Annotated in this window: 25 protein-coding genes and 1 pseudogene; 7 read left to right on the forward strand and 19 right to left on the reverse strand. The window is 59.2% G+C overall.

What is annotated here, in order from left to right:
- Positions 1-40 precede the first annotated feature (40 nt).
- From PMI23_RS23895 to PMI23_RS23930, 8 genes are all read right to left on the reverse strand, one after another.
- Positions 41-1,018 carry a 2-hydroxyacid dehydrogenase gene (locus PMI23_RS23895; RefSeq protein WP_007912188.1) on the reverse strand — a complete coding sequence of 326 codons (978 nt, stop codon included), beginning with the start codon at positions 1,016-1,018 and terminating at the stop codon, positions 41-43.
- A 13-nt stretch (positions 1,019-1,031) separates the two neighbouring features.
- Positions 1,032-2,330, reverse strand: a complete 1,299-nt coding sequence (locus PMI23_RS23900) for an MFS transporter (protein WP_007912186.1) — start codon at positions 2,328-2,330, stop codon at positions 1,032-1,034.
- Positions 2,331-2,389: 59 nt separating this feature from the next.
- Positions 2,390-3,433 carry a sugar kinase gene (locus PMI23_RS23905; protein ID WP_007912184.1) on the reverse strand — a complete coding sequence of 348 codons (1,044 nt, stop codon included), beginning with the start codon at positions 3,431-3,433 and terminating at the stop codon, positions 2,390-2,392.
- The gene (locus PMI23_RS23910) at positions 3,426-4,208 is read right to left on the reverse strand and encodes a sugar phosphate isomerase/epimerase family protein (RefSeq protein WP_007912182.1); all 783 of its coding nucleotides are present in this window, start codon (positions 4,206-4,208) and stop codon (positions 3,426-3,428) included. The genes PMI23_RS23905 and PMI23_RS23910 overlap by 8 nt, the downstream gene beginning before the upstream one ends.
- A gap of 174 nt (positions 4,209-4,382) precedes the next feature.
- Positions 4,383-5,411 (reverse strand): LacI family DNA-binding transcriptional regulator, encoded by a 1,029-nt coding sequence (locus PMI23_RS23915; RefSeq protein ID WP_007912179.1) that lies wholly within the window; start codon positions 5,409-5,411, stop codon positions 4,383-4,385.
- A 141-nt stretch (positions 5,412-5,552) separates the two neighbouring features.
- On the reverse strand, positions 5,553-6,194 hold the full coding sequence (locus tag PMI23_RS23920) for a DUF1345 domain-containing protein (RefSeq protein ID WP_007912177.1): 642 nt from the start codon (positions 6,192-6,194) through the stop codon (positions 5,553-5,555).
- A 141-nt stretch (positions 6,195-6,335) separates the two neighbouring features.
- Positions 6,336-9,434, reverse strand: coding sequence for an efflux RND transporter permease subunit (locus tag PMI23_RS23925; protein ID WP_007912175.1), 3,099 nt, complete (start codon positions 9,432-9,434; stop codon positions 6,336-6,338).
- A gap of 15 nt (positions 9,435-9,449) precedes the next feature.
- On the reverse strand, positions 9,450-10,607 hold the full coding sequence (locus PMI23_RS23930; protein WP_007912173.1) for an efflux RND transporter periplasmic adaptor subunit: 1,158 nt from the start codon (positions 10,605-10,607) through the stop codon (positions 9,450-9,452).
- A 265-nt stretch (positions 10,608-10,872) separates the two neighbouring features.
- Here PMI23_RS23930 and PMI23_RS23935 point away from each other — a divergent pair, with 265 nt between their 5' ends.
- Positions 10,873-11,574: a response regulator transcription factor gene (locus PMI23_RS23935; protein WP_007912171.1), complete on the forward strand. Its 702-nt coding sequence runs from the start codon at positions 10,873-10,875 to the stop codon at positions 11,572-11,574.
- 4 nt (positions 11,575-11,578) lie between these two features.
- The gene (locus tag PMI23_RS23940; RefSeq protein ID WP_007912170.1) at positions 11,579-12,880 is read left to right on the forward strand and encodes an ATP-binding protein; all 1,302 of its coding nucleotides are present in this window, start codon (positions 11,579-11,581) and stop codon (positions 12,878-12,880) included.
- 120 nt (positions 12,881-13,000) lie between these two features.
- Here the strand turns inward: PMI23_RS23940 and pncA are convergent, their stop codons facing one another.
- From pncA to PMI23_RS23960, 4 genes are all read right to left on the reverse strand, one after another.
- Positions 13,001-13,627 carry a bifunctional nicotinamidase/pyrazinamidase gene (pncA, locus tag PMI23_RS23945; protein ID WP_007912169.1) on the reverse strand — a complete coding sequence of 209 codons (627 nt, stop codon included), beginning with the start codon at positions 13,625-13,627 and terminating at the stop codon, positions 13,001-13,003.
- Positions 13,628-13,670: 43 nt separating this feature from the next.
- On the reverse strand, positions 13,671-14,432 hold the full coding sequence (locus PMI23_RS23950; protein ID WP_007912167.1) for an anti-sigma factor family protein: 762 nt from the start codon (positions 14,430-14,432) through the stop codon (positions 13,671-13,673).
- Positions 14,429-14,914, reverse strand: a complete 486-nt coding sequence (locus PMI23_RS23955) for an RNA polymerase sigma factor (RefSeq protein WP_414894951.1) — start codon at positions 14,912-14,914, stop codon at positions 14,429-14,431. The genes PMI23_RS23950 and PMI23_RS23955 overlap by 4 nt, the downstream gene beginning before the upstream one ends.
- A gap of 63 nt (positions 14,915-14,977) precedes the next feature.
- The gene (locus PMI23_RS23960) at positions 14,978-15,511 is read right to left on the reverse strand and encodes a tetratricopeptide repeat protein (RefSeq protein WP_007912163.1); all 534 of its coding nucleotides are present in this window, start codon (positions 15,509-15,511) and stop codon (positions 14,978-14,980) included.
- A gap of 159 nt (positions 15,512-15,670) precedes the next feature.
- On the opposite strand from PMI23_RS23960, the gene PMI23_RS23965 reads away from it, so the two are divergent.
- Positions 15,671-16,444, forward strand: coding sequence for a class I SAM-dependent methyltransferase (locus PMI23_RS23965; protein WP_007912162.1), 774 nt, complete (start codon positions 15,671-15,673; stop codon positions 16,442-16,444).
- A gap of 142 nt (positions 16,445-16,586) precedes the next feature.
- On the opposite strand, the gene PMI23_RS23970 is transcribed toward PMI23_RS23965, so the two are convergent.
- A complete protein-coding gene (locus PMI23_RS23970; RefSeq protein ID WP_007912161.1) occupies positions 16,587-16,925 on the reverse strand; it encodes a DUF2834 domain-containing protein in 339 nt (112 codons plus the stop codon).
- 249 nt (positions 16,926-17,174) lie between these two features.
- On the opposite strand from PMI23_RS23970, the pseudogene ilvA reads away from it, so the two are divergent.
- Positions 17,175-18,170, forward strand: a pseudogene (gene ilvA / locus PMI23_RS23975) (threonine ammonia-lyase, biosynthetic); the annotation flags it as partial.
- Between the two features lie 24 nt (positions 18,171-18,194).
- On the opposite strand, the gene PMI23_RS23980 reads toward ilvA, so the two are convergent.
- Together PMI23_RS23980 and eco are read right to left on the reverse strand one after the other, a co-directional pair.
- Positions 18,195-18,500 (reverse strand): NIPSNAP family protein, encoded by a 306-nt coding sequence (locus tag PMI23_RS23980; RefSeq protein ID WP_007912159.1) that lies wholly within the window; start codon positions 18,498-18,500, stop codon positions 18,195-18,197.
- 21 nt (positions 18,501-18,521) lie between these two features.
- Positions 18,522-19,007, reverse strand: a complete 486-nt coding sequence (gene eco, locus PMI23_RS23985) for a serine protease inhibitor ecotin (RefSeq protein WP_007912158.1) — start codon at positions 19,005-19,007, stop codon at positions 18,522-18,524.
- Positions 19,008-19,374: 367 nt separating this feature from the next.
- On the opposite strand from eco, the gene PMI23_RS23990 reads away from it, so the two are divergent.
- Entirely contained in the window at positions 19,375-19,644 is a 270-nt protein-coding gene (locus PMI23_RS23990) for a DUF1652 domain-containing protein (RefSeq protein ID WP_007912157.1), read from the forward strand.
- Here the strand turns inward: PMI23_RS23990 and PMI23_RS23995 are convergent.
- Complete coding sequence (locus PMI23_RS23995; protein WP_007912156.1) at positions 19,641-20,039, reverse strand: hypothetical protein; 399 nt, start codon at positions 20,037-20,039, stop codon at positions 19,641-19,643. The genes PMI23_RS23990 and PMI23_RS23995 overlap by 4 nt on opposite strands.
- An 89-nt stretch (positions 20,040-20,128) precedes the next feature.
- The gene (locus tag PMI23_RS24000) at positions 20,129-20,398 is read right to left on the reverse strand and encodes a DUF2790 domain-containing protein (protein ID WP_007912155.1); all 270 of its coding nucleotides are present in this window, start codon (positions 20,396-20,398) and stop codon (positions 20,129-20,131) included.
- A gap of 14 nt (positions 20,399-20,412) precedes the next feature.
- Here PMI23_RS24000 and PMI23_RS24005 point away from each other — a divergent pair, with 14 nt between their 5' ends.
- Both PMI23_RS24005 and PMI23_RS24010 read left to right on the forward strand, forming a co-directional pair.
- Positions 20,413-20,811, forward strand: coding sequence for a hypothetical protein (locus PMI23_RS24005; RefSeq protein ID WP_007912149.1), 399 nt, complete (start codon positions 20,413-20,415; stop codon positions 20,809-20,811).
- A gap of 78 nt (positions 20,812-20,889) precedes the next feature.
- On the forward strand, positions 20,890-21,186 hold the full coding sequence (locus tag PMI23_RS24010) for a hypothetical protein (protein ID WP_007912147.1): 297 nt from the start codon (positions 20,890-20,892) through the stop codon (positions 21,184-21,186).
- A gap of 101 nt (positions 21,187-21,287) precedes the next feature.
- On the opposite strand, the gene PMI23_RS30090 is transcribed toward PMI23_RS24010, so the two are convergent.
- Together PMI23_RS30090 and PMI23_RS30095 are read right to left on the reverse strand one after the other, a co-directional pair.
- Complete coding sequence (locus tag PMI23_RS30090; protein ID WP_007912145.1) at positions 21,288-21,827, reverse strand: sel1 repeat family protein; 540 nt, start codon at positions 21,825-21,827, stop codon at positions 21,288-21,290.
- 62 nt (positions 21,828-21,889) lie between these two features.
- On the reverse strand, positions 21,890-22,258 hold the full coding sequence (locus PMI23_RS30095) for a hypothetical protein (RefSeq protein ID WP_081498739.1): 369 nt from the start codon (positions 22,256-22,258) through the stop codon (positions 21,890-21,892).
- Positions 22,259-22,374: the final 116 nt, after the last annotated feature.

Genomic DNA, 22,374 nt, shown 5'->3' on the forward strand with positions numbered 1-22,374 from the left:
TGGCTTGCCAGCGATTGGGCCAGAACAGGCACTGAAGGTCTCAGCCCTGCCAGGCCGATGGATTCACCAGATTCGCCGGCTTCTCTCCCTTCAACGCCGCCAACAGATTCTCCACCGCACAGCGCGCCATCGCTTCGCGCGTCTCATGCGTCGCCGAGCCCATGTGCGGCGTCGCCACCACATTATTGAGTTGCAACAACGGCGAATCGTGATTCAGCGGCTCACGCTCGAACACATCCAGCCCTGCGGCACGAATCTGTTGATGACGCAGCGACTCGATCATCGCCGCCTCATCGACCACCTTGCCCCGCGAGATATTGATGAAGATGCTTTCCGGGCGCATCAGCGCGAACTGCTCGGCGCCGATCAAACCTTCGGTCTGCGCCGTCAGCGGCAAGGTCAGGCAAATGAAGTCGGCCTGCTTGAGCAGATCTTCCAGGCTGCGGTATTGCGCATCAAATCGCGCCTCGACCGCCGGTTTGCGCGACTGGCTGTGATAGATCACCGGCATGCCGAACCCGAAATGCCCACGCTGGGCCAACGCCTCGCCGATGCGGCCCATGCCGATAATCCCCAGCGTCTTGCCATGTACATCGGTGCCGAAATGCGCCGGGCCGATGTTGCGGCTCCATTGGCCGCTGCGCACCATGTTCGCCAGTTCCACCACACGCCGGGCAGCCGCGAGGATCAGCGCGAAACCGGTGTCGGCGGTGGTTTCGGTAAGCACGTCCGGGGTGTTGCTCAGGAGGATCTGGCGTTGGTTCAGGTAATCGATGTCGTAGTTGTCGACGCCCACCGAGACGCTGGCGATGGCTTGCAACTGCGGCGCCAGATCCAATAACGCCGCATCAAGTTTCAGGCTGGCGCCGAGCAAACCGTGGGCACGGGGCAGGGCGTCGCGCAGTTGCATGAGACCGTCGGCGTCGAGGCTGTCGATCAGCGTCACTTCGCACTGCTCTTGCAGACGCGCCATCAGCGCGGGCGAAAGTTTCTTGTACAACACGACCTGTTTTTTCATGGCAAAAGTCTCTTCAGGAATGCGCTGGCACGGCACGCGTGGCAACGGCTTTGGCAACGACGCGATCACTGGCGCCGGGCTTGAGAAAAATAGTCAGCACCACCGACAGCAGCAGCGCGCCGCTCATCAGCAGGTACGAAGCGCCGGGCGAACCGGTGGAGCTGTTCAAGTAACCGACCAGATACGAGCCGCCGAACGAACCGAGCGCGCCCATGCTGTTGATCAGCGCCATCGCGCCACCGGCAACGTTGGCCGGGAGAATCTCCGGGACGATGGCAAAGAACGGCCCGTAAGGTGCGTACATGCAGGCGCCGGCAATCACCAGCAGCGTGTACGACCACCAGAAATGTTCAGCGCCCAGTGCGTAAGAACCGTAAAACGCAATGGACGCGATCAGCAGCGGCGGCCAGACAAAACGTTTGCGCTTCTGCAACTTGTCCGAACCCCACGACACCAAAAGCATGCCGATCACCGCCGCCAGGTACGGCAGCGCCGACAACCAGCCGGCCTCGATCATGTCCATTTGCGCGCCAGCCTTGAGGATCGACGGCAGCCACAGTACAAAGCCGTAAACGCCGATGCTCCAGCAGAAAAACTGCAGCGCGAGAATGATCACCTTCGGCGAACGGAACGCCTCGGCGTAGTTCTTCACCGCTTTGATGCCGACCTGTTCGGCAGCGAGTGCGCTTTCCAGATCCTGCTTTTCCTGATCATTGAGCCACTTCGCCTGAGCCGGACGATCATCGGCCAGACGCCACCAGATAAACGCCCAGAGCACCGCCGGCAGGCCTTCGATGATGAACATCCAGCGCCAACTGAAATGCTGCACCAGATAACCCGAAACCACTGACATCCACAGCATGGTCACCGGGTTGCCGAGGATTAGAAAAGTGTTGGCCCGCGAGCGTTCGGCACGGGTGAACCAATGGCACAGATACACCAGCATTGCCGGCATGACAGCGGCTTCGACGACACCGAGCATGAAGCGGATGACGATCAGCCAATAGGCATTGGAGACCACGCCGGTCAACGTGGCGAGACCGCCCCAGAGAATCAGGCTGACGAAAATCAGTTTCTTCACGCTGTGCTTTTGCGCGTAGATCGCACCCGGCACCTGAAAGAAAAAGTAACCGAGGAAGAACAGCGCGCCGAGCAGTGATGACAGGCCTGGGGTAATCATCAGGTCTTCGGCCATGCCCGAGGCGGCGGCAAAACCGTAGTTGGCGCGATCGAGATACGCCAGGCTGTAGGTGATGAACACGATCGGCATGATGTACCACCAGCGGCGGGTGGCGAGGGTTGCGGTTTTCATGGGTCTTGCTCCTGAGCTTGTTGTTTTTGTCGCAGCAGGTTCAATAAATCGGTTGCCTGTCAGGGCCTCATCGCTGGCAAGCCAGCTCCCACAGGGATCTCGGGTATGTCAAAGATTGCATTTCCACCACCAACCCTTGTGGGAGCTGGCTTGCCAGCGATGGCGGCCTCAAATTCGCTGAAGAGTTCAGCCCGGGTCGGAAGGCCCTCCATATCCCCGCGACTCTGCACCGCCCGACTGCCAATCCAGTTCGCGCGCTGCACCGCCTCGGCAAAACCCTGATGCTCCAGCAGGGCGCTGATCATCCCCACCGCAAAGCCGTCACCGGCACCGACCGTGTCGACGACATTGGTGACCGGCACACCCGCGACAAAACCCTGATCCAGATGCGTTCGGTAATACGCACCCTGCGGGCCAAGTTTGATCGCCACCGCTTCGGCACCTTGATCGAGATAAAACGCAGCAATGTCCGCCGGGTCTTCGAAACCGGTCAGCAAACGGCCTTCACTCAAACCCGGCAGCACCCAATGGGCGAGGGCGGCGAGGCGGTTGATCTCGGTGATCATTTCGCGCTCGCTGGCCCACAGGCTCGGGCGCAGATTGGGGTCGAACGACACGCTGCGCCCGGCATTGCGCATGCGTGTCATCAGTTCAAAGGACATCTCCCGCGTCGAGGCTGAGAGCGCCGGTGGGATGCCCGTGGCATGCAGATGACGAGCGCTCAGCAGATTGGTCGTAATCGACTGCGGCGACAAATGACTGGCCGCCGAACCGCGCCGGAAATACTCGACCTGCGGATCGCTGCCATCGTCATTGCGGGACTTGAACTGGAAACCGGTCGGGTGTTGTTTATCGACATCGACATGGCTGCAATCCAGGCCTTCCTTGATCAAGGTCTGCACCACAAAGCGCCCGAGCGAATCGTTACCGACGCGGCTCAGCCATGCGACGTTGAAACCCAGACGCGAAAGCCCGATGGCGACATTGCTGTCAGCCCCGGCGATGCGCTTGTGGAAGTGCTCGACGGCGGCCAGATCACCGGTCTGCTCAGCGACCAGCATCGCCATGGTTTCACCGAACGAGAGAATATCGATCTCAGACATGAGCAGGCTCCAGGCGGGATTGGCCGAGGCGGGCGAGGGCGGCGACGTGCTCGCTGGTCAGTTGCACCAGATCTTCGCCCTGCAATGGGTATTCGGCGGCGCGCATAACGCCTTGGGCCATGTGCCGCAACAGTTGTTCCCACAGGTGTAAGTCGCTGATGGCGGGAGGCACCGCGACCAGTTTGCCGTCAGCGCGACGGGCCACGGCTTTGCAATGCACATAACCGACATATCGGCCGAGCAGGCGGGCGGCGCTGGCGGCGGACTGGTCTTGCCACTGCCAGTTGCCGATGTCGAAAGTCATTTTGATTGGCAGGTTGTGCTGCTCGACGGCAGCGAAGAAACGCTGAAATGGCTCGATGCGCCCGCCGTGTAAAGTCTGGTCGTTTTCCACCAGCAACTGCACTGGGCTGCGTTTCAAACGCTCGGCCAAAGTTTGCAGATCGTTGGTGTCGGTGAAGTAGCCGAGAGAAACCTTGAGCCACTTTGAGCCGAATGCTTCGGCCTGTTGCAGCGCGGTGATCAACTCGGGATTAGGCTGCGCCTGCCCGGCGAGCCACAGTTCGGTGGGGGAGGAATAGATGCTTTGCAGGCCCTGTGCCTCGGAAGCCTGAGCCAGTTGCGCAGGGTCTTCACGCGTCAGCAGCTCTTCGCGCCACTCGATGCGATTGGCCCCGGCCGCAGCCAGAACAGCGATGAAAGCATCCTGCCCGCGCTGGCGCACAAGCTCGGCGCCGTAGCTGGACAGACTGATGGAAACGGCGGGTTTATTCATTGTTATTGACCTCTGAAACCGGTTTCATTTTTGTTCAAAAAAATATCAGGTGTTTCTGTGTTGTCCTTTTGGGTCTCATCGCTGGCAAGCCAGCTCCCACAGTGTTCGGGTCGTACACAAGGCTTGGTACACCTCTAAACCTGTGGGAGCTGGCTTGCCAGCGATAGCGTCAGCTCAGACACCGCCAACCTCACGGGTTGACCCACGCTCCACCAGCACCGGCGCAAAATCCACCACCCGCGCCACCTCATCATCCCCACGCAAGCGCTTGAGCAGACACTCAAACGCCCGCGCACCAATCTCTGCCGTCGGCTGAGCCAGCGCGGTAATCCCGCTGCCCACCAACGGATACCAATCCAGATCATCCAGGGCAATCAGCCCGACATCCTCGAACAATCGGCAACCCATTTGGCGTAACGCAGTCGTCGCAGCCAGCGCCGCTACGCCATTGGCGCAAAACAGCGCTTTCGGACCATTACCGGGTGTGTTTAAAAAGGTTTGAAGTTGCGCGTTCAGAGCGTCGCCGGTTTCCAGCACCGCCCCGGTCAGGGCCGACCGTTGGGCAATCTGCGCCTGAAAACTGCTGACCCGTTCGATTCGCGAACTGGTGCCGTCAAAGGGTTCAGTCACCAGCACCAGATCCCGATAACCACGTTGCTGCAGATGCGTAAGCGCCATTTCCACAGCTTGCGGGTTGTTCAGTCCGACCATGTCGCTGTCGAGCCCGTCGACCTTGCGATCCACCAGCACCAGCGGCATCTCGCGGCGCAATTCGTGCAACTCGTCGCGATGATGCCCCAGCGTGTTCACGATCAGCCCCTCGATGTTGTAAGAGCGCAACAGCGCCAGGTGCTGGCGTTCCTGCTCGTCATCGCGGTCGGTGTTGCACACCACCAGGCTGTAGCCGTGCGCACGGCACGCGGTTTCCACCCCGTGCATTACGGCGATCGAATAAGGGTTGCGGATATCGGCCACCAGCATGCCGATCAGGCGTGTACGCCCACGTTTCAGGCCGCGAGCCATCTGGTTGGGGCGATAGCCGAGTTCCGCGATGGCCTGCTCGATGCGCAGTGCAATGGCATCGGAGAGCAGGGCGCGGTCCTCGCCGATGAAGCGCGAGACGCTGGCTTTGGATACGCCAGCGCGTTCGGCGACATCAAGCATGGTCACGCGGCTGCGCTGGGCGGCGGAGAAGTCGTTCACGGTCTGAAACCTTGTTATTGGATTTATAGGCTCAACGTCTGCATGCAGCGCTGAAACCGGTTTCAGGAAACACCAAAAGCAAATCTTCCGTCAAGTGAATGATCACCAGCGGTCTTTGTGTCGCCGACGGGCGGGATCACGTCAGCCGAACAAACCCGCGGCGATATTGATCGAAAATCCCAGAATCGCGGTGTTGAACACGAAGCCGATCAACGATTGCGCCAGTACGATTTTGCGGATATCGCGGGTGGCCACGCCGACATCTGCAGTTTGCACGGCGACGCCGATGGTGAAGGAGAAGTACAAGAAGTCCCAATAGTTGGGGGTAGTCAGCCCCTCGGCGAAGCGCAACGCCGGCTCTTTGCCATTCCAGGTGTAATACAACCTGGCGTAGTGCACGCAGAAAATCACCCCGATCAGCAGCCACGAGCCGATCACCGTCAGCGCGGTGAAACCGTAGTGCAGCAGTTTGCGCGTGGTTTCGAGGTCCTTGCTGCCAGCCAGCTCGAAGGTGATGGTCGCCAAACTCGCCAGCGCGGCGATGCACACCACGAACAGCACCAGCCCGGCATTTTCGTCTTCGACTTCAGCGATGCGTTTCACGTCCGGAGCCTTGGCGCGCACGGTCAGCCAGAACATCAGGATCAGGTAAGTCCAGACGCCAGCGTTCCAGCCGATGAGGATTTTGCTGACGATGGAATCGGCGGGGACCAGGAGACCGGTGGCAAGGCCGAGGAGGGCGGCGGCAGACAGGCGAGGGTGGGTGCGAGCGAGGAAGCGCATGGGGACTCACGTTGGTGAACTGTCTCTGCACCATAGCGTACGCAACCCTGCTTTTGTAGGAGCTGCCGAAGACTGCGATCTTTTGATCTTCTAAAAGCAAAGTCAAAAGATCGCAGCCTGCGGCAGCTCCTACAGTTTGGATCAGTGGGGTTTGGTGAATCGTTGTACGAGTTTCATGACCACGACGAAGAAGACAGGCACGAAGATCACCGCCAGCGTTGCGGTAATCATCCCGCCGATCACGCCAGTACCGATCGCCTGTTGGCTCGCCGAGCTGGCGCCGGTGGCAATGGCCAATGGCACCACGCCAAGAATGAACGCCAGCGACGTCATCACGATCGGCCGCAGACGCAAACGCGCCGCCTGCAACGTTGCATCGATCAGGTCGTGACCTTCGTCATACAGGCTCTTGGCGAACTCGATGATCAGGATCGCGTTCTTCGCCGACAGACCGATGATGGTGATCAGGCCAACCTTGAAGAACACATCATTGGGCATCCCGCGCAACGTCACCGCCAGTACCGCGCCGAGCACACCCAGCGGCACCACCAGCAACACCGAAGTCGGAATCGACCAGCTCTCGTACAGCGCCGCCAGACACAGGAACACCACCAGCAGCGACAGACCGAGCAGGATCGGCGCCTGATTGCCAGACAAGCGTTCCTGCAACGACAGGCCGGTCCATTCCTGACCCAGACCTTTCGGCCCCTGTGCAACGAGACGTTCGATTTCCGCCATGGCTTCGCCGGTACTGTGCCCCGGTGACGGTTCACCGGAAATCGCAATCGCCGGATAGCCGTTGTAACGGGTCAACTGCGCCGGGCCCTGAATCCAGTTGGCCTGTACGAATGCAGACAGCGGCACCATGTGCCCGGCGTTGTTGCGCACGTGCATTTTCAGCAGATCGGCCACCTGGCTACGTTGATCACCTTCGGCTTGCACGACAACGCGCTGCATGCGCCCCTGATTGGGGAAGTCGTTGATGTAGCTGGAGCCGACCGCAGTGGACAGCACGTTGCCGATGTCGGCAAACGAGACGCCCAGGGCATTGGCCTGTTTACGATCCACGACCAATTGCACCTGCGGCGCTTCGGCCAGTGCGCTTTCACGCACGTTCATCAGCACTTTGCTCTTCTCGGCGGCCGCGAGCAGTTCAGTTCGCGCCTGCATCAAGGTCGCATGGCCAAGACCACCGCGATCCTGCAAGCGGAACTCGAACCCGCTGGACGTGCCGAGGCCATCCACGGGCGGTGGCAGTACCGAGAACGCCATGGCGTCCTTGATTTCACTCAGCGCGATGTTGGCGCGATCGGCAATCGAGCTGGCGGAATCATCACTGCCACGCTGTGACCAGTCCTTCAGCGTCGAGAATGCCAAAGCCGCGTTCTGGCCACTACCGGAGAAGCTGAAACCGAGAATCACCACACTGTCACTGATCCCTGGCTCGCCGGCGTTATGTGCCTCAAGCTGTTCAGCCACCGCCACCGTACGATTCTTGGTGGCGCCGGGCGGCAGTTGAATGTCGGTGATGGTGTAACCCTGATCTTCCACCGGCAGGAACGAAGAGGGCAGGCGCGCGAAGCACAGACCCAACCCGATCAGCAGCACCACGTAGATCAGCAGATAACGACCGCTGCGTTTCAGCGCATAGCCGACCCAGCCCTGATAACGATCGGTCAGGCGCTCGAAGCGGCGGTTGAACCAGCCGAAGAACCCGGACTTTTCATGATGCTCACCCTTGGCAATCGGCTTGAGCAGTGTCGCGCACAGTGCCGGCGTGAGGGTCAGGGCGAGGAACGCCGAGAACAGAATCGACGTCGCCATCGATAGCGAGAACTGCTGGTAAATCACCCCGACCGAACCTTGCATGAACGCCATCGGAATAAACACCGCGACCAGCACCAGGGTGATGCCGATGATCGCGCCGGTGATCTGCGTCATCGCCTTGCGCGTGGCTTCCTTGGGCGACAGGCCCTCGGTGGCCATGATCCGTTCGACGTTCTCCACCACGACAATCGCGTCGTCCACCAGAATGCCGATGGCCAGCACCATGCCGAACATGGTCAGCACGTTGATCGAGAAGCCCAGCGCGAGCATGGTCGCGAATGTACCCATCAACGCCACTGGCACCACCAGTGTCGGGATCAGCGTGTAACGCACGTTCTGCAGGAACAGGAACATCACCGCGAACACCAGCAACATCGCTTCGCCCAAGGTGTAAACCACTTTGGTGATCGAGACTTTGACGAACGGCGAGGTGTCGTACGGAATCTTGTATTCCACGCCCGCCGGGAAGTAGCGCGCCAGCTCATCCATCTTCGCCCGCACCAGGGTCGCGGTGTTCAGCGCATTGGCACCGGGCGACAGCTGCACGCCGACAGCGGTCGACGGTTTGCCATTGAGGCGCGTGCCGAACTGATATTCCTGGCTGCCAATTTCGACCCGCGCGACGTCACCGATGCGCACGGTCGAGCCGTCGCGATTGGCTTTCAGCACGATGTCGGCGAACTCTTGCGGCGTCGACAACTGACCCTTTACCAGAATGGTCGCGGTGATTTCCTGGTTCGACGGATTGGGCAGGTCGCCGATGCTGCCGGCGGAGACCTGAGCGTTTTGCGCGACGATGGCTTCATTGACGTCAGCCGGCGTCAGGTTGAAAGCGATCAGCTTCTGCGGATCGATCCAGATGCGCATGGCCCGCTCGGCGCCATACAACTGCGCCTTGCCGACGCCCTCCAGACGCTTGATCTCGTTCATCACGTTGCGCGCCAGATAATCACTGAGCGCCACGTCATCGAGCTTGCCGTCGCTGGACGTCAGGGTGATCAGCAAGAGAAAACCGGACGAAACTTTTTCGACCTGCAGACCTTGCTGATTCACCGCTTGCGGCAAGCGCGACTCGACCACTTTCAGACGGTTTTGCACGTCAACCTGCGCCAGCTCCGGGTTGGTGCCCGGCTGGAACGTGGCTTTGATCGTCGCGCTGCCGAGGCTGCTTTGCGATTCGAAGTACAGCAGGTGATCGGCGCCGTTGAGCTCTTCCTCGATCAGGCTGACCACACTTTCATCGACGGTCTGCGCCGAGGCGCCGGGATACACGGCGTAGATTTCGATCTGCGGCGGGGCGACATCGGGATACTGCGCCACCGGCAACTGCGGGATGGCCAGCGCACCGGCCAACAGGATGAACAATGCGACGACCCAGGCAAACACCGGGCGGTCGATAAAGAACTGCGGCATAGAAAAGCGTCCTGCTTACTGACCAGAGGTCTGGGCAAGTGGAAGAGGGGTGTCGTCGATCTGCACGGTTTCGCCGGGACGGGCATGTTGCAGGCCTTCGATGACGATGCGGTCGCCGGGCTTGAGGCCGCCGGTGACGATCCAGCGATTGTTCTGCACCGCGCCCAGTTGCACCGGTTGCTCGGCGACGCGCATTTGCTCATCGACGGTCAGCACTTGGGCAATGCCGGCGCTGTCGCGCTGCACGGCGCGTTGCGGCACGGTGATGCCGTTCTGAATGGTTGCCTGCTCGAGACGCACGCGAATGAAACTGCCCGGCAGCAAATCCAGGTCCGGGTTGGGGAATTCGCTGCGCAGGATGATCTGACCAGTGCCCGGGTCGACGGTGATGTCGCTGAACAGCAGCTTGCCCGGCAGCGGGTAGAGGCTGCCGTCATCCTGAATCAGCGTGGCTTTGACCTGATCCTGACCGACTTCCTGCAACTGCCCGGAGCGGAACGCGCGGCGCAATTCGTTGAGTTCACGGGTCGACTGGGTGAGGTCGGCGTGAATCGGGTTGAGCTGCTGGATCAGCGCCAGTGGTGTGGTTTCGTTCTGCCCGACCAGTGCGCCTTCGGTGACCAGTGCACGACCGACACGCCCGGAAATCGGCGCGGTGACGGTGGCATAACCCAGATTCAGTTTCGCCCGTTCGACGGCCGCCTTGTTGGCCGCAACGTCAGCGGCGGTTTGCCGGGCATTGGCGCGGGCGTTGTCGTAGTCCTGGCCGCTAATGGCTTGGTCGTCGATCAACTGGGCATAGCGCTGCTCTTGCAGTTTGGCCTGGAACGCATTGGCCTCGGCCTTGCGCAGCGCGGCTTCGGCGCTGTCGAGGTCAGCCTTGAACGGTGCAGGGTCGATGCGGAACAGCACGTCGCCCTTTTTCACGTCGCTGCCTTCGCGGAAGGTGCGCTGCAAGACCACTCCGGCCACCCGTGCGCGCACTTCGGCAATTCGCGGCGCGGCGATGCGGCCGCTGAGTTCGCTGCTGAGCGTCAGGGGATGCGCTTCGATCGTCTCGATGCGCACCGTGGCCGGTGGCGTCTGATCCTCTGCCTTCGAGGACGAATCACAGGCGCTCAGTGTCAGCGCCATCGCGATCAGGCCGAGCCCGGCCAGCAGTTTGTTCGACATGTACAACCCCCAATATTGATGTCCGCATCCTACGGGCAGACGCCGAGATTAGCGGTGAAGCTTTGTAGGCGCTGTGTGAAATTGTGTAAGGGTTTTGCTCAGGGATGGGCGAGGGCGTATATCCTTCAGGTCTTGAAATTTATTGCGACAGATAGATAGCTTTCGCGAGCAGGCTCGCTCCCACAAGGAATCGCATTCCAAGTGCGGGAGCGAGCCTGCTCGCGAATGGGCCTTATCAGTCGCCACAGCACTTTCTGGATCACCCATGCCCAACATCCTCCTGGTCGAAGACGACACCGCCCTCGCCGAACTGATTTCCAGCTACCTGGAGCGCAACGGTTATTCCGTCAGCGTGATCGGCCGTGGTGACCACGTGCGCGAACGGGCGCGGGTCAATCCGCCGGATCTGGTGATTCTCGACCTGATGCTGCCCGGCCTCGACGGCCTGCAAGTCTGCCGTTTACTGCGTGCCGATTCAGCGACATTGCCGATCCTGATGCTCACCGCCCGCGACGACAGCCACGATCAGGTTCTGGGCCTGGAAATGGGCGCCGACGATTACGTCACCAAACCTTGCGAACCGCGCGTGTTGCTGGCACGGGTACGCACCTTGTTGCGCCGCAGCAGCCTCGGCGAACCGCTGACCGCCAATGACCGCATCCTCATGGGCAATCTGTGCATCGACCTGTCCGAGCGCACCGTGACCTGGCGTGATCAACCGGTCGAGTTGTCCAGCGGTGAGTACAACCTGCTCGTGGTCCTGGCCCGTCACGCCGGCGAAGTGTTAAGCCGCGATCAGATCCTGCAACGCCTGCGCGGTATCGAATTCAACGGCACTGACCGTTCGGTGGACGTGGCGATTTCCAAGCTGCGCCGCAAGTTCGACGACCACGCCGGCGAAGCGCGCAAGATCAAGACCGTGTGGGGTAAGGGCTATTTGTTCAGCCGTTCCGAGTGGGAATGCTGAGCTGATGTTTCGCATCCTGTTTCGCCTGTATCTGGTGACGATCGTCTCGTACAGCGCGGCGATCTATCTGGTGCCGGATCTGGTGGTCATGGCGTTCCGCGATCGCTTCGTCACCTACAACCTCGACTATTCGCGCGGCCTGCAATCGCTGATTACCCGCCAGTTTCATGCAGTGCCGCATGAGCAGTGGCCGGCGCTGGCGGCGTCGATGGACAAGGATTTCCAGCCGCTGCACATCGTCCTGGCGCGCATCGACGATGCCGAGTTCACCGCCATCGAGCAGCAGCGCCTGCGCCGTGGCGAAAACGTTGTGCGTATCGGCGACTGGGGCTGGCGCACGCTGGCGGTGACGCCGCTGGACGACACCACCGCCGTGCAAATGGTCGTGCCGCCGGATCCGATGGACGTCAATCTGTTGTACTGGAGCATCAACGTGCTGATCGGCGCGAGCCTGCTCGCCTGCCTGCTGATGTGGTTGCGCCCGCACTGGCGTGATCTGGAACGCCTCAAAGGCACCGCCGAACGTTTCGGCAAGGGGCATTTGAGCGAACGCACGAAAATCGCCCAGAGCTCCAACATCGGCAGCCTCGCCAATGTTTTCGACACCATGGCCGGCGATATCGAAAACCTGCTCAATCAGCAACGCGATCTGCTCAACGCCGTGTCCCATGAATTGCGTACACCGCTGACGCGCCTGGATTTCGGCTTGGCGCTGGCTTTGTCCGATGACTTGCCGACCGCCAGCCGCGAGCGCTTGCTGGGACTGGTCGCGCACATTCGCGAGCTGGATGAACTGGTGCTGGAGTTGCTCTCTTACAGCCGCTTGCAGAATCCGGCGCAACTGCCGGAGCAGGTCGAGGTGTCGCTGGACGAGTTCATCGACAGCATTCTGGGCAGTGTCGATGAAGAGCTGGAATCACCGGAGATCGTTATCGACGTGTTGCTGCACGGTCAGCTCGAACGCTTCTCCCTCGACCCACGCCTGACCGCGCGGGCGATCCAGAACCTGCTGCGCAACGCCATGCGCTATTGCGAAAAGCGCATTCAGATTGGTGTGCAGGTCAATGCCGAGGGCTGTGAGATCTGGGTCGATGATGACGGCATCGGTATTCCCGATGACGAGCGGGAGCGGATTTTCGAGCCGTTCTATCGACTGGATCGCAGCCGCGATCGCGCCACCGGCGGGTTTGGCCTGGGCCTGGCGATCAGTCGTCGCGCATTGGAAGCGCAGGGCGGCACGTTGACCGTAGAGTCTTCACCGTTGGGCGGGGCACGCTTCCGGTTGTGGTTGCCCAATAACGCCTGAGCTACATGACGCTGAAAATATCCCTGTGGGAGCGAGCCTGCTCGCGAAGGCGTCGGGTCAGTCAACGCATACTTGGCCGCCTTCGCGAGCAGGCTCGCTCCCAAAGGGGGCTGTGGTTGTTCAGATCAGTTCAGTCGATTGAATCAACCCGACGCCGGCGTCCTGCATCCGTTCAATTGCTGCCGCCAGTGATCCATTCAGATCGATCGCCCGGCACGCATCCAGCACCACGTAGGCATTGAACCCCGCCGCCCGTGCATCCAGCGCCGAAAACATCACGCAGAAATCCAGTGCCAGCCCCACCATGTAGACCGTATCGATCCCGCGCTCTTTGAGGTAGCCGGCCAGCCCAGTGGTGGTTCGGCGATCGGCTTCCAGAAAGGCTGAATAGCTGTCGATATCAGGATTGCAGCCCTTGCGAATGATCAACTGGGCATGAGGCAAGTCGAGTCCCCGGTGAAACTCGGCCCCTGCTGTCGATTGCACACAGTGGTCGGGCCAGAGTGTCTGCTCGCCATAAGGCAACTGGATGACATCGTAGGGCTGGTGTCCGGGATGACTGGAGGCGAATGAGGCATGGCCGGTGGGGTGCCAATCCTGTGCAACGACGACCTGGGTGAACTGACGGGCGAGCCGGTTGATCAGCGGCACAATCAGGTCACCTTCCGGTACTGCCAATTGGCCGCCGGGGGTGAAGTCGTTTTGAACGTCGATAACCAGTAAGGCAGAACGGGAAGAATCAGGCATCGTGGAGTCCTTGAAAAATCACTCACCCAGAATAGTGCAGCATTTATCCGGTGTTTAAACGGCTGTTCAACAGTTTTGCCTTGTCTTCCAGCGCCACCGGGGCGTCGTGTCCGATCAGCATCCACGCGTGTTCACGTTCAGTCCAATACACCACGTTCATCTCACGTCGACGCTCATGGGCCAACGGCTGACTGCCGCGGTTCGAGCGCGTGACACACAGCGCCAACGGCCCATGTTTCGCATCCAGATATACGATCTGCGCGATGGGCACACCGTCGTATTCGAGCATCTGCGCCCGTTTGAACTCGGCACCTTGTAACTTCAACGCGGCAGGTGAAAGATTGAGGCCCAGGCGCGCATCGATCGTGCGCAGTTGTGCCCGTTGTGCGGCGTCGTCGGTGGGCAGATGATCAAGCGTTTGCGGCACGTACAGCGCCATGTAATCAGCCACCAACCCTCGCCAGTTATTCGATTGTGCGGCATGCCAGCCGAGGAACAAGCGGTCGGCCAACACCCCGCCGGCCACTAGCGCTGCGGCGGCGCCAGCGATAAACCAGCGGCGGTTGAAGCCCGGACGCTGCGGTGAAGGCATCGCATCCAGCCGCGCCTGCAGGCGATCGAGCGGCGCCTGTTGCGCCAGTTCGTCATAGGCGTTCTTGTATGGCAGATTGCTGCGGCTGAGCCATTGCACGCGCAGACTCAGCAGCGAGTCTTCAGCAATGGCATTGTCCAGCTGATCGCGGTACTCAGGGTCGAGTTCGCCGTCGAGGTAGGCGACCAGTTGTTCATCCGAAGGCGTGTTCATGAACGGTCTCCTTCGGTGGGTTTAGGCACTGCTTGCAACGGCGGGTATTCGGCGAGTTTCAGCCGTGCGGTGGCCAGGCGACTCATCACCGTACCGATCGGCACTTGCAGGATCTCGGCGACTTCGCGGTAGGACAAGCCTTCGACATAGGCCAGATACACGGTTTCGCGTTGGGTTTCCGGCAGCGCGTCCACTCGGCGAATCACCTGCGCCGCCATCACGTGCGTCTGCGCGGCGTACTCACCGTCGAACGCCAGTTGACCATCGGCATCGACCTGTCCCGTCCCCTGACGCACGCGACGAGCGCGCACTTCGTTGAGCCAGATCGAATGCAGAATGCTCAGCAACCAGCGATCCATGCGCGTGCCGGCCACATACTGACTGGCGCGCTCCAGCGCCCGCACACACGTGGCCTGCACCAGATCCTCGGCCACGTGCCGATTGCGCGACAACAGCAGACCATAGCGCCACAGTCGCGCCAGATGCTGTCCGAGTTCTGTTCTGAATGCCTGATCGTTGACGATGATGACGGCCCTTATATGTGCTCAGGTTTTCGATGAATCGTTGATGGCTTCGGCCAGATCCTGGTATTCCTCGCAGGACATACCGCAAATCGATTTGATCTGCTGCAACTGTTCCTGCGCCAGATCGACGCGACCTTTGATCACATAGGCCTCGCCGAGGTATTCGCGCACTTGCGCGTACTGCGGATCGAGTTTCACCGATTGCAGGTAATAACCGATGCCTTCGTCGGTGCGCCCCAGTTTGCGTGTGGCGTATCCGCGATAGTTGAGGGCCTTGGCAGTGTTCGGTTGCTTCAGTGTGTCGAGCAGCGCTAGGGCCTCTTCGTAGCGACCGACCTTGGCGAGGCGATAGGCATAATCGGTACGGTCGGCATCCGAAAGTGCTTTGCTGACTTGCATCACACACTTCTGCGTTTTGCTGTCCCAGACCTGGCCTTTCGGGCATTCGGGTTTCTGCACCGGCGCTTCTTCATCACCATTGGCCAAGGCCAGTTGGCTGGACATCGCGGCGACCAGCAGAAACGGGGCGGCGAACATAACGGAACGGATAGTCATGGGCAAGGCTCCACAGGGGGTTATGTTTCACTTTGAACACCACAGGGTGAATTTTTATTCATCGCTTTATCAGTGACTGTTCAAGTTCAGCGTAAATTCAAGCGCTATGCTCGGGAGCGTCTGCCGTCGATCCGATGTTTTGCCGTAAGGAGCGTTGCCATGACCGACCAAATCCATCACTCAGCCGCTGCCGGCTACAAAACCGCCGCCGACACCTACGTCAAAGGGCGGCCGGACTATCCGCCGCAAGTCAGTCAATGGTTGACCGCGACGCTGGGCCTGGATGGGCATAAAACCGTGATCGATCTGGGCGCCGGTACTGGCAAGTTCACCGGGCGGCTGGTGGCGACCGGCGCACAAGTGATCGCGGTTGAACCGGTGCCGCAGATGTTGGAAAAGCTGTCTGACGCCTGGCCCGATGTGCTGGCCGTGAACGGCACGGCGACTGATCTGCCGTTGCCGGACGCTTCAGTCGATGTGGTGATTTGCGCGCAAGCGTTTCACTGGTTCGCCAGCACCGAAGCACTGACCGAAATCGCCCGGGTACTCAAGCCCGGTGGCCAGTTGGGGTTGATCTGGAATCTGCGCGACACCCAGGTCAGCTGGGTGCCGAAACTGGACGCCATCGTCAACGCACTGGAAGGTGACACGCCACGCTATTACACCGGCGCCTGGCGCACAGTGTTTCCGCACCCGGCGTTCGCGCCTCTGCAGGTCGAACGGTTTCACCATGGCCATACCGGTTCGCCGGAGGACGTGATTTTCAACCGCGTGCGCTCGACCAGTTTCATCGCCGCGCTGCCGAATGCGCAGCGGGCGAAGGTTGATGAGCAGCTTCGCGCGTTGATTGCCGCCGAGCCGGAACTGCGTGGTAGGGATGTGGTGACGGTGCCTTACGAAACCGCCGCGTTCGTCGCCGTAAAAAAGGGCTGAATGCCACGACATTCCAGTGTAGGAGCCACGACATTCCAGTGTAGGAGTGAGCCTGCTCGCGATAGCGGAGTGTCAGTCACCTCATCTTTGGCTGACACTCCGCTATCGCGAGCAGGCTCACTCCTACAGGGGTTTCAGGTGTTCATAGTATCTGGCTGCACTTTGCCACCGCCTTCCGCCGTTCGCGAACCCCGCGCACCACCAGATACAACAACGGCCCAACCGAGACAAAAACCGCCGTCAGCAACAAATACGGCACCACCGACCAGACCGACTGCCCACGCGACCGGGCATCCTTGACCATCCATACGCCGGCCAGAGTCGCCAGCAGATACAGATCAATCACCACCTGCGCTGTGTCGGGCCGCGACATCAGGCTGATGCCAAAGTCGATCAACGACTGTTCAGCCTGGAGCATCACTGAAACGGTGTAAGCGCTGAAAGCGAGTAAAGCCGTGAGGGGCAGGGCGATAGACATCATGCAAGCCTTCCTTGGTGTGATGAGAGAGTCGCCAGACTAACGTCGCCACGCAAAATTGGCCATTGACTTGCCAGCACCGTGCAGGCTAATTTCCAGTCTATGACTTCGACTGTATCGCGTTGCCAGCCAATGATTATTACCGCCATTCCTCATTTGGCGGGCTAGCTCACGACTGCAGCACCCAACCCGCCCTAGAGGCGGGTTTTTACTTTCTGTCTCCGGGGTTTTGAAAAATGTCAGGAGACGACCATGCCGCACAGCCCCGATCAGCAAAACTTGCTTGAGCACTACGTGAAAAAGATCCTCGCCGCGCCGGTGTACGACCTCGCGGTGCGCACGCCTTTGCAAGCGGCGCCGGCGCTGTCGGAGGCGCTGGGCAACCGGATTCTGCTCAAGCGTGAAGACCTGCAACCGACGTTCTCCTTCAAGATCCGTGGCGCCTACAACAAATTGGTGCAATTGAGCGACGAACAGAGGGCGCGGGGGGTAATCACCGCATCGGCTGGCAATCACGCGCAAGGCGTGGCATTGGCAGCACGCGAACTGGGGATTGCAGCGACCATCGTCATGCCGGCGACAACGCCAGAATTGAAAGTGCTGGGTGTGCGCAGTCGTGACGCTGAAGCATTGCTGCACGGCGAGAGTTTCCCGTTCGCACTGGCCCATGCGCTGCAACTGGCGCAACAGACTGGGCGCACCTTCGTTTCACCGTTCGATGACCCGGAAGTGATCGCCGGGCAGGGCACCGTGGCGATGGAAATCCTCCGCCAGCATCAAGGTTCGCTGGATGCGATTTTTATCCCGGTGGGCGGCGGCGGTCTGATCGCCGGCATCGCGGCCTACGTCAAATACCTGCGCCCGGAAGTACGGATCATCGGCGTCGAATCTGAACACTCAGCTTGCCTGAAGGCTGCGCTCGAAGCAGATCAGCGCGTGGTGCTGCCCAATGTCGGCACCTTCGCCGATGGCGTGGCGGTAGCGCAGATTGGCGCGTTTGGGTTTGAGGTTTGCCGCTTTTGCGTCGACGAAGTCATCACCGTCAGCAACGACGATCTCTGCGCGGCGATCAAGAATATCTACGACGATACCCGCTCGATCACCGAACCGTCCGGCGCCTTGGCCGTGGCCGGGATCAAGCAGTACGTAGCGCGAACCGGGGTGCGCGAGCAGACATTCGTGGCGATCGACTCGGGCGCCAATATCAACTTCGACAGCCTGCGCCATGTCGCCGAGCGCGCCGCGATGTGCGGCGTCTCGGCATGATGAGGTTTACGACAGCAACGGGCGCAGGAAGCTGCGCTCGTAGCTGACGATGAACTTCTTCTCGACCAGGCTGGCCACCAGTGCGGTGCTTTCCGGATCGGTCATCGCGATGTGCCGATAGCTTTCGTAATCCGCCAGCGACGGAAAACTGAACAGGCAATAAGCGATGTTGCTCGCGCCTTCGGACGGCAAAAAGTAGCCGTGATGGGTGCCGCCCAAGCGCTCGACGATGCCGAGCCAGGCCTTGGCGTAAGCCTCGAACTCAGGCAATTGGTAGGGATCAATGACATATCGGACGTGGCAGGTAATCAAACGAAGCACTCCTTGTTCCGGTTATTCCTGCAGGGCTGTACCGACTTTGTCCGACGCCGACCAGATGCGATAACGCACTTCGACGTCAGACGGCGCATACACCACGACCGGCAACTTGCTGTTGTAACGCAGCATGAAACCGTCACCGACGACCGGCACGAATGCGCGTTTCTTCTGGCTGCCGGGCGGGCAGGCCATCATCGTGCTCATCGGCCCGATGACTTTTTCCAGGCGATAGAACGGATAACCCCAGCCCTCAAGATTCTTCTCATCGAGAACGCCGCCCAAACGCTGGCGATTGCAGTCCACTTCCAGGGTTTTGCCGGCGAGAATTTCCACCTGGAAGTTTTCTTCCTGCTCTTGCTTGGGCAAGTGAATGACCTGGCGGGTGAACCCGGCTTCAGCCTTCGGGAACGGCGCGACGTCTTCAAGCTTGGCGGCGTGGGCGAGGGTGGACAGGCTGGCGATGAACAAACCGGTGGTCGCGTAAACGCGTAAAGAACCCATGGAAGCCTCCGTGCGGGTGTAGGGTGGATGACGGGCATTCTTACCGTCATGGGCCGTGATTGCAAACCAGCGTCGAGTTGCAAAATGCAGTGCCGGCAGGGTCCATTCTTGCAATTTGCAAGTAGCCAAATGCTGGCACCGCCGCCAAGTGCTTGATTTCATGAGGGTGAAAATGAACCGATGAAAGGCACGCTTTATGCGTCTTTTCAGTGCGGCGCACCGGCCTTGGGCGCCTACACTCCAATGGGCATTTCGCAGTACCACCGCTTGTCGCACCAGGGAAACAGCGGGGACACACCCGTGCAGGGGCAGCAACGGTCAGCGTGAATACTTGATTGGCATCTCACAGTAAGGAGAGGGTTTCGCCATGTTTCTGTCTGCCTTGGAACTACGCAATATCATTGAAAGCAGTTTTCTGCCGAAACGCTGCCAGTGCACGCTATCGCCGGACTTGTCGATGACCGTCAAGGTCTTCGGCGATCACCAGACCGATCAGGTCGATCTGCTGGTCAGTGGCATCGACGCCAGCCATCTCAATGGCTGTCGTGAAATCAACGAACTGATCGCCGGGCTGCGCTCGGATCTGAACCAGCAAACTGTGCAACATCACTACAGCCCACGCTCCAGAGTCGTCTAACGCACCGTTTCACCCAGTTCGACCGTCACGCGCCGGGCCTGCACAAAACCAAGGCCCAGCGCGAACTCGACCAGCACCGCGAGCAAAATCCCGGGGCCGGCATGACCGTTCAGCCATTCCGCAAAACCCAGCACCGCCAAACCAAAACAACCGACGATAAACCCGTTGCTCAGCGCATTGCGCCCCAGCGACGGCGGTGCATTGCGCACCAGATAAAACATCACTCCCAACGCCGCAAACAGCACCGCACTGCGCCGCGCGACAAATCCGGCCCCTTCGGAATATTCAATGCTCCAGATCGCCAGCAGCATGTCCGGGACAAAGCCCCAGGCCAGCGCCAACAGAAAACACAACGAAGAAGTGAGACCCGACAACGTGCGAAACGACAACTGCATGGCGAATCCTTGCGGCAGTGAGGAGGGCTCCGAGCATAACCGCCGAAACACCCCACGCCTACCGCAAACCCGCAAATCAGACGTTTCTGTCAGTTCTGGAAGTTGCACGCGTCAGACAATTTCCGGTAGCTGATTTCCTCAGGCTTACCGGCGTTGTCGATGTACTTCATATCGGCCGTAACCACTTTGCACGTTTGTGTTGGCGGCTCGGTCAACGACACCACCTTGGCCACATGCAGCGGCATGCCGTACTCATACGGCACGGCTTTGGACGTGGCAGAGGTGTCATTGGCCTGGGCCAGCCCGGCGAACGCGGTGCAGGCGAGGGCGACGCTGAGCAATAAAGGACGAATGTTCATGAAAGGACTCCCGAGTGGCGGTTCTAGAGTTCGGCGTGATTCACCCGAACCTGCCGCACTGGGCAACAGCCAGAATGGCTGAGGGCGTGCGGTTCAGTAGAGTTTTTGACCACGGCGTTAAGGGATGGTTAACCGAGCTGAACGCCGGCTGTCAGGGAGTGCGGCGGTTTTCTTTGGAAGGTTTGGCGAATTCCTACAAAGGCTGGTGCTTTGTCTGCTTTCGGCGGTTGGAGCAGGGCGGTTATTGTCGGTTGCCGCTGCAAAATCAGTGGTTCGGGTTTGGTCACCCGGGAATAATCGATTGCATATGTGCCATCATTTGCACCGCGGAGTTCTTTGACCGTGAAGTGCATAGCTGTGGCGGCCGTGTGCAGGACGCCTTCGGGCGAGCTGAGTTGATTGTTCTCGGTTGACCAAGCCTGTACACGGCCCGCCTCCCATCGTTTGGTCACGGTGTCGGCGGTTACTTTTGAAACAATCGAGTAATCAATATGCCAATAATCAAACTGCTACAAAACCGCTATCTCCCCCTCAGCAGCAACGTCACCGAAACCCCGACACTGCTCATCGACACCCAAGCCAACCCGAAAGACATCCTCGAAGCCGCCGTCCAGCGCATCCGCGCCGCCGCCGACCTGCTCGAAACCCTGCATTGCCTGTGCTTCAAGCACGCCGACGTGCAAGACATTCCACACATCACCCATGCACTTTACCTGTTGACGCAGGATGGCAATGATTTGCTGCAGGTGGCGCAGCAGCAGATGTTGAGTTGGAAGGCGCCGGTTTGATGGGCTAGTAAAAACGGGAGTAGGACGGCGCTGGGCTAACTCCGAGCTATCTACTCCTCCCGTTTGTATGATTCTTGCGCCACTGTTTTGAATAAAATAATCTAACGGCTTAGCTTGTCAGGGAAAAAAGACAGGGGTGGATGCGTTGATATCCATTTTTTTGATTGTTCCTTGGCTTCTAATATCTGCGAAGGGGTTAGCTTGGAAGCAATAAGCGGAAGCTTGTATTTAACGTTTTCCTGCATTCCTCCACCACCATCCAAGATGCTTAGGGAGTGAATGAGCGAGTATCCCTGTACAGGCTCATAAGGAAAGCCATAGGTGTCAGGCTCGTGAGCCAAGTATGAACCGTATCCATATATGAACTCTGCATAACCCGTAACTGCCGCTTGTTCATTCCAATGCCGGAAGCCTTCAATATTCCCCTTCTCAAAAAGAAGAACCGCCAACTCCATCATTGACTTAGGATTGCCGCCTTCAGCCGAAAGTTTGTACCATTTTTCAATCGCCTCACTTCGCCTCCATGGAAGTAAAAAAATCTCACCTTGTTTCAATGAAGTTGGCACCCAGTATTGCGCAATAGCATTTCCTGAAGATGCAGCCTTTTCTAACCAAATATCATCTAGCGTTATTTCGTACATCAGGTACATCGCTTCTGCGTCACCCGCGTCAGCTTATTGTCGGGCTAACTGTTTTGCTTGATTTAACCACTCTGCAGGTGTTTTTTGCGAAGGGGGCAGTCACTTGATATGTTACATAGATCTTGCTCTATACGCCCTAACTGAATCATTGCATATAGGTTGTTTTGGTTCGCAGACGCTTCGTACCATTTTCTGGCAATTGCGTTCATATAGTGATTTTTTGTTCGAAGAGCTTCGCCTAAATAATACTGAGCTTCAGGATCGCCAGCCTCTGCAGCAATTGTTAAAAAGGAGATGGCTGAAGTGGCCTTGTACTGGTTGTAAAGTGCAATGCCTTTGTTTTTAGCGATTTTCTGCTGTGCATCCAGTTGGGCTTCCCCGTAAGAAGGAAGTGATGTCATGAGTAGCAGAAAAATGGCCAAATACTTCATGGGTTCTATCAGCTTAACTTGTCAGAAAGAGGATAATGATAGATTTAGTTTTTAGCGACTTAATTTGTCTGGGTAGAAGGAAAGTGGGGCGTGAGTAGCCTTCCATTCTTTCGCAA

The sequence above is a fragment of the Pseudomonas sp. GM24 genome (genome assembly GCF_000282235.1).
Classification (GTDB): Bacteria; Pseudomonadota; Gammaproteobacteria; order Pseudomonadales; family Pseudomonadaceae; genus Aquipseudomonas.